The following is a 6,500-nucleotide window of genomic DNA, read 5'->3' as shown; positions in this document are numbered from 1 at the left end:
GTGCATAAACTCTGCCCCACCGCAGCGTGAACACGTGGAGACCACGGTTGACGTACGAGGCGTCGCCGTTGAGCAGCGTTGCGGTGCCGTCCCATTGGGCGAACACGGTGGTACGCCACGGCCAGCCCTTCACCCAGATGTGGTTGACCGTGAGATGGAGATTGGGGAGGACGCGGCCGAGGCGCTCAAACCAGCGGCGCACGGCTTCTTTGTCGTGCCGCTCACCACCAAGCGCGTGGGCGCCGGATACGCGATGATGAACATGCGGCACGAGTGCTTTCACCGCCTCATCCCAGCGATGTTTGTTGACGTGATCGAAGCTTTGCCGGATCGATTTCTCGACAAAATAACTGTAGAGCATTTGACCTCTCCTCCAAACTTTCGATGGCGTGATCGTCGGCACCGTGCGCAGCTAAATTGGATTGCGTTCGCACTCTATATCTGCTATAGATGTCGATCGCAAGCTAATTTAGGAGGTCGACCATGCGCGTGAGTCGCATTCAGGCTGCGGAAAACCGCGAAACCGTGATCAATGTGGCAAGCCGGCTTTTTCGGGAGCGCGGGTTTGACGGCATCGGCCTTAAGGACCTGATGGAGGCTGCGGGGCTGACCCAGGGCGCGTTTTACAAGCAGTTCGCGTCCAAGGACGATCTGGCGGCGCAGGCGTCCAGGCGGGCGATGAAGAGCGCCACACTCCGGTGGTCGGCCGCGACTGCGGCAAAATCCGAGAATCCGCTTGGCGCGGTGATCGCGTTCTACCTCAGTATGGACCATCGCGGAGAAAAGATGGACGGCTGCCCGATTGTCGCGCTCGGTTCGGATGCCGCCAGACAGGGCAGCGAAGTGAAAGCGTCGTTCGAAGCCGGGATCAGGGAGCATCTCGAAATCCTCGGCCGTTTCATTGCCGAGGCCAATGGTGAGGAGTCCGATGGAAAGGCCATGGCCATTCTCTCGACGATGGTCGGTGCGCTGACGCTATCGCGCGTCGTCAATGACCCGCACCTCGCCCAAGCCTTTCTGGACGCGGCGACCGAACAGGTTCGTGAAGCAGCCGGCGCTTGAGCGGCATGAGCAGCGCTGGCGGCGCAGCCAAATCGACAGGAGAATAGATGCGACGGATCGTTGTTACAGGCATGGGAGCGGTCACGCCCCTTGCTGCCGATGTCGAAGCGTCCTGGTCGCGCCTCCTGGCCGGCCGCTCGGGCATCCGCAGGCTTCCGGACGATGTGGTGGGAGACCTGCCGGCGAAGATCGGCGGGGTGGTCCCGTCGCTGGAAGACGATCCGGACGCTGGTTTCGATCCGGATGCCGTCCTGCCGCCAAAGGACCAGCGCAAGGTAGACCGGTTCATTCTCTTTGGACTCGCCGCTGCACAAGAGGCACTCGCCCAAGCAGGATGGGCACCCGCCTCGGAAGCGGATCGCCTGCGTACGGCCACGATCATCGCCTCGGGCGTCGGCGGGTCCCCCGCCATAACCGAGGCGGTGCGCACGGTCGACCGGCGCGGCGTCCGCCGTCTATCGCCGTTTACGGTACCGTCCTTCCTGGTGAACCTCGCGGCGGGCCACATCTCGATCCGCCATGGCTTCAAGGGGCCACTCGGCGCACCGGTGACGGCGTGTGCGGCCGGCATCCAGGCGATCGGCGATGCGGCTCGTCTTATCCGCGCCAATGAAGCCGACATCGCGGTGTGCGGCGGGACGGAAGCATGCATGAATATCGTCAGCCTCGGTGGTTTTGCCGCGGCTCGCTCTCTTTCGACCTCCTTTAATCACCGTCCTGATCAGGCCTCCCGTCCGTTCGACATGTTGCGTGACGGCTTCGTCATGGGCGAAGGAGCCGGCATTCTGGTGATCGAGGAATTGAGCCACGCGCTTGCGCGCGGTGCGAAACCGCTCGCCGAGCTCGTCGGCTACGGCACGACGGCGGATGCTCATCACGTCACCTCCGGTCCCGAGGACGGCGACGGGGCGCGGCGGGCTATGGAGATCGCGATCGCCCAAGCCGGCATCTCGCCGGGTGAGGTCCGCCACCTCAATGCGCACGCGACCTCCACCCCGGTCGGTGACCTCGGGGAAATCGCGGCGATCAGAACACTCTTCGGCGTAGATTCCGCCATCGCTGTCAGCGGAACGAAGTCGGCGACCGGACACCTGCTCGGAGCCGCCGGCGGGCTTGGAGCGATCTTCACAATCCTGGCGCTCAGGGATCAGGTGGCACCGCCGACACTCAATTTGAGCGCGCCGGATCCAGCCGGCGACGGGATCGACTTCGTCGCAAACCAAGCCCGCCCGATGGGAATGGATTACGCGATCTCCAACGGCTTCGGCTTCGGAGGCGTCAATGCCAGCGCGCTATTCCGGCGCTGGACGGCCGAGTTGGCCGGTGCGGGCACCAGAGGCGGTCATAACTGACGCCCTCCGAGAAGGCGCTATGCGGCGGGAAAAAATGGCGCGCCAGGTCAGTTCCTGCGCCGTTTCGCCCCGCATTCGCATTCGAAAGGAGCCTGCGTAAGCAGAACGGGCTGCCGGTCTGACGACATCGACGACATGCCGTGAAGGTCGGAATCATCGGCCCTGGAAACGTCGGCGCCACATTGAGGCAGCGCCAACCTGAAGTGATTTGCTCTGGAGAACGCCTCGGCGAGCGTTGGCGTTAGATAAGCGGCATGTTATGTTGCAGTGCGAAAGAGCAGGGGCCACGTCCTTTCACACCCGTAAGCGATCTGTATGTGCGACCCCTGCAGACTGGTCGGTATCTCAGAAACCTCCCGGGCATGGGGTTCGGGAATTCGATGGGGACAAGGGGCAATGCTTTACACGCTCGTAATGATGGTCTGCCTGACGGATGTGCCGCAGACCTGTGAACAACGCGAACAGATGGTGGACGGCCTGGCGATGAATCCCGGGACCGCCTTCATGCAGGCGCAGCCGCTGGTCGCCCAGTGGATCGAGACGCATCCTGGTTATTTCGTTCAGCGCTGGCGCGTGCTGCCCGGCCGAGGATCGTGAGAGCCGCCGCGAAGGTCGAATGAGGTTCTACTTCTTCACGGCGAGTGTTTCCGAGACCGTCTTGGACAATTGATAAAGCCGCTGCTCGATGATCGTCGGCACTTCACAGACGTAAGTCAGTGATTGTACGCGTTCGTTGAAAATTCGCGTTGCGAATTTCAGCTGTTCGGTTCGCCGTTCGATCTCGTTGGGATCTGCATCGGGCTTTGCCCGCAACGCATCGACGTCGGACGCTTCCTTGCGCAACGCGGCGGCCATTTCGAGCTGCTTGTGGGCGTAACGGGCAATGCCTGAGATCACGTGAGAACGCTCGGCGTCCATGTGATCGAACATGCCTTGCACCAGCATCGCCATTTTCGGCGCAAGCTGCTCGGCCGGCAGCGAGGCGGCGAAATCCTTGATCTTCTTTTGGGCTTCGGCAATCGGCATCCGCCGGACTGCTACCTCCTCGACCAGGGCGGAGATACCGGGGTCTTTCGACAAGTCCTTCGCCGCTGGCGGCAGCTCCGGCCCGTTCCAGATCTGGCCGAGCGAGAGTTGTGGTACCTTGCGCTGTATGCAAGGCCAGTCCGGATCGATGTTCGCCGCCATGGCGTTCACGCCCGGCGCGAGCATGGCAACCACAGCCAGGCTGCGAACAAGGCTCATTCGTGCCATCAGGCATTTCCTCCCGTGTCCTGTTTGCGGGTCATCAGGCCGCGCGAAGGGTCGTAGGCGATGATTGCGGCGGCAAGGAACAGCAGCGTGCAGCCGGCAACGACGCCCAGCGACAGCCAGTTAACCTGCCCGTAGAAGGCGAAGCGGATCAACTCGACCGCATAAGTGAACGGGTTGGCGAGGCAGATTTTGTAGAGCAGCGGGCTCGCCTCCTGGATGCGCCACAATGGATAGAGCGCCGGAGAGGCGAAATAGCCGGGAAAGATGACGAAGTTCATGATGCCGGCGAAATTTTCGAGCTGCTTGACCATCGACGACAAAAGCATGCCGAGCGCGCAAAGCATCATGCCCGACAAGAACAACGCCGGCAGCACCATGAGATAGCCGATCGGCGGTGCCTTGACGCCCCAAAACCAGGCAACGATCAGGAACGCGTAGACCTGCGCAATCGATACGGAGACGCCGGCGAGCATCTTCGACACCAGCAGGAACCAGCGCGGGAAGGGGCTGACCAAAAGGGTGCGCATGTTGCCCATCTCGCGGTCATAAACCATCGACAGCGAAGACTGCATGCCTGAGAACAGCAGGATCATGCCGCACAAGCCCGGCGTGATGTAGACCTCGTAGAGCACGTAGGTCTTGTAGGGTGGGATGATCGATACGCCGAGCACCTGCCGGAATCCGGCGGCAAAAATGAACAGCCAGATGAGCGGCCGAACAAGCGAGGATATGAAGCGCTCGCGCTGGTGCAGGAAGCGCAGGCACTCCCGCAGGACGACGCCTTTGAGGCAAATGAGATAATGGCGCAGGCCGAATTTTTCGAACTTCACCGGGATGATGCCGGCGACTTTCTCGGGCATTGCGGGAGCGCTCATGGCGATATCTCCGCGATGCCGGCTGCCTCGATGCGGCTGAGCCTCGAAAAGGCGTCGCGGATCGAACCGGCGCCGCTCGTCCTGACTACATCGGCAACCTTGCCCTTGGCGACCAGTTCGCCCTGCCGCAGCACGACGACATGGTCGCCGTCTTTAACCTCGTCGATCAGATGCGTCGCCCACAGCACGCTAATGCCCTCGGTTTCGACGAGCTTGCGGATGGTGGCAAGAATGCCCGCACGCGACTGGATGTCGAGACCGACGGTCGCCTCGTCGAGCAGCAGCAGGGAAGGGCGGTGGAGCAGCGCCCTGGCGATCTCGATGCGCCGCATCTGGCCGCCGGAAAGACTGCGTGCCTTGTCATGCTGACGGCCCTGCATGTCGACCGTATCGAGCAGCGCGGCAATGCGCTGCCGGGCCTCGCGTCCGCCGATGCCATGCAGCGCGGCGTGATAGGAGAGGTTCTGGTGGACGCTGAGATCGAGGTCGAGCGTGCGGGCCTGGAACACGATGCCGACACGCCTGAGTGCTTCGCCAGAAGCGCGGCTGACGTCATGACCGAAGATGCGGATCGATCCGCGGCGCGTGTCGTAAAGATGGCTGATCAGCGAGAACAGAGTTGTCTTGCCGGCGCCGTTAAGGCCAAGAAGGACGGTGAAGGTCGCCGGCGCGATCGAGAATGAGACGTCGTTGAGCGCCCGCTTCGGACCATAGGAATGGCTGACGCCGACGACGTCGAGCGCCGCCACCTCATCTCCTGGTCCGCTTGTCCTCACATGCTGCACGCGGCTGGCTCCTTGTCGTCGACGATAGTCTAGCGCACCTAGCGCACCAGGAGTCTAGCGCACCGGGCCCGATCGCGAAGGTCCCGATTTCCGGTGATCCTACTTGATCGTGATTGTGCCTTTCATGCCTCTGTCGGCGAGGTCGGGCACCGACCATGTGTAGATGCCGGGCCTCACGGTGGTGAACTGCACCTGGATGGTGCCGTCGGCGTCGAATTCGAGCCATGCGGGTGCGCCGTTCATGTGCACCTCGAGGTCATTGATCACGATCTGGTTGTTCCACACATTGCGGAAGAGGTCGGTATGGAATTTGTACTCCAGCCCGCCCGCCGCGGTGATCTTCCAGCGATAGCCCTGGCCGGCAATCAGCTGGAAGTCCTTCTGGTTGGCGGTGAACTGGTCTTCCTTGCTGCCGAGGATAAGTTCCGGCACGTCCTTGCTGGCCCGGGTTGCCTTCTCGGCTTCGGGGCTGGCGTCAGTTTTGGTGGCCGCACCGGCGGCTGCGTCGTCGTCATTATCCTGCGCCCATACCTGGCCCTGCGTGAGTGCCATGCCGACCAGCGCAGCGAAAGTGACGGCCCGAAATTTCCGCATGATTTCCTGCCCTTCTGCTGTTTTTTTGTCTGTTTGATACAATTGAGTTGATTCAATTGGGCGAGACGACGACGCCCCATGGCAGCGCGCCGACGGTCACCGACTGCACCGGCTCGTCGGTCTCCACGTCGATGAAGGTGATGTCGTTCGACACGCCGTTGGTCGAGATGATGGTTTTCTGGTCCGGAGTGAAAGCGAGCTGCCAGACGCGTTGGCCGACCAGCACGTATTTCTCGACCTCGTATGTGTGGGTGTTGATCACCGCGACGCGGTTGGCCGGTCCGAGCGCCACATAGGCTTTCTTGCCGTCGGCGGTGATGCGCACACCGACCGGCTGGATCGATTCGGCCCTCAGGCCGGCAATCTCGAAGGTGATCTTCTGGACAACTTCGCGCGTTTGATTGTCGATCACCGAAACAGTGCCGCCGATCTCGGCAGTCACCCAGGCCTGCTTGCCGTCGGGGGTGAACTCGACGAAGCGCGGACGCGCATCCACCAGCACGTTGTCGGTGATCTCGTGGGTCGACGTATCGATGAAATGCGCCATGTTTGTCGTTTCGGACGTATTGATCATGATC

General features: G+C 61.9%; 9 protein-coding genes. 3 read left to right on the top strand and 6 right to left on the bottom strand.

All coding sequences use genetic code 11. The features are described 5' to 3' along the window. Positions 1-361: nuclear transport factor 2 family protein (locus EOA86_RS17330; RefSeq protein WP_164891792.1), on the bottom strand; the 361-nt coding region annotated here is incomplete at its 3' end. 122 nt (positions 362-483) lie between these two features. Here EOA86_RS17330 and EOA86_RS17325 point away from each other — a divergent pair. The 3 genes from EOA86_RS17325 (at position 484) to EOA86_RS17315 (ending at position 3,011) form a co-directional block, all read left to right on the top strand. Further along, positions 484-1,062, top strand: coding sequence for a TetR/AcrR family transcriptional regulator (locus tag EOA86_RS17325; protein ID WP_128342768.1), 579 nt, complete (start codon positions 484-486; stop codon positions 1,060-1,062). 47 nt (positions 1,063-1,109) lie between these two features. Continuing rightward, positions 1,110-2,414: a beta-ketoacyl-ACP synthase II gene (gene fabF, locus EOA86_RS17320; RefSeq protein WP_128342766.1), complete on the top strand. Its 1,305-nt coding sequence runs from the start codon at positions 1,110-1,112 to the stop codon at positions 2,412-2,414. Between the two features lie 396 nt (positions 2,415-2,810). Then, a complete protein-coding gene (locus EOA86_RS17315) occupies positions 2,811-3,011 on the top strand; it encodes a hypothetical protein (protein WP_095518885.1) in 201 nt (66 codons plus the stop codon). A 27-nt stretch (positions 3,012-3,038) separates the two neighbouring features. Here the strand turns inward: EOA86_RS17315 and EOA86_RS17310 are convergent, their stop codons facing one another. The 5 genes from EOA86_RS17310 to EOA86_RS17290 all read right to left on the bottom strand — a co-directional run. Then, positions 3,039-3,668, bottom strand: a complete 630-nt coding sequence (locus EOA86_RS17310; protein ID WP_128342764.1) for a hypothetical protein — start codon at positions 3,666-3,668, stop codon at positions 3,039-3,041. Next, on the bottom strand, positions 3,668-4,528 hold the full coding sequence (locus EOA86_RS17305) for an ABC transporter permease (protein ID WP_164891793.1): 861 nt from the start codon (positions 4,526-4,528) through the stop codon (positions 3,668-3,670). The genes EOA86_RS17310 and EOA86_RS17305 overlap by 1 nt, the downstream gene beginning before the upstream one ends. An 11-nt stretch (positions 4,529-4,539) precedes the next feature. After that, the gene (locus EOA86_RS17300; protein ID WP_348633353.1) at positions 4,540-5,292 is read right to left on the bottom strand and encodes an ATP-binding cassette domain-containing protein; all 753 of its coding nucleotides are present in this window, start codon (positions 5,290-5,292) and stop codon (positions 4,540-4,542) included. A 135-nt stretch (positions 5,293-5,427) separates the two neighbouring features. Continuing rightward, positions 5,428-5,922, bottom strand: a complete 495-nt coding sequence (locus tag EOA86_RS17295) for a hypothetical protein (protein ID WP_128342759.1) — start codon at positions 5,920-5,922, stop codon at positions 5,428-5,430. Between the two features lie 52 nt (positions 5,923-5,974). Further along, the coding region (locus tag EOA86_RS17290) for a beta-propeller fold lactonase family protein (protein WP_164891791.1) at positions 5,975-6,500 on the bottom strand (526 nt) is incomplete at its 5' end.

The organism is Mesorhizobium sp. M5C.F.Ca.IN.020.32.2.1 (genome assembly GCF_004023105.1).
In the GTDB taxonomy this organism is placed as follows: Bacteria; Pseudomonadota; Alphaproteobacteria; order Rhizobiales; family Rhizobiaceae; genus Mesorhizobium; species Mesorhizobium wenxiniae.
The sequence above is the reverse complement of the archived record's forward strand: the minus strand, read 5'-3'. Positions and strand labels throughout refer to the sequence as shown.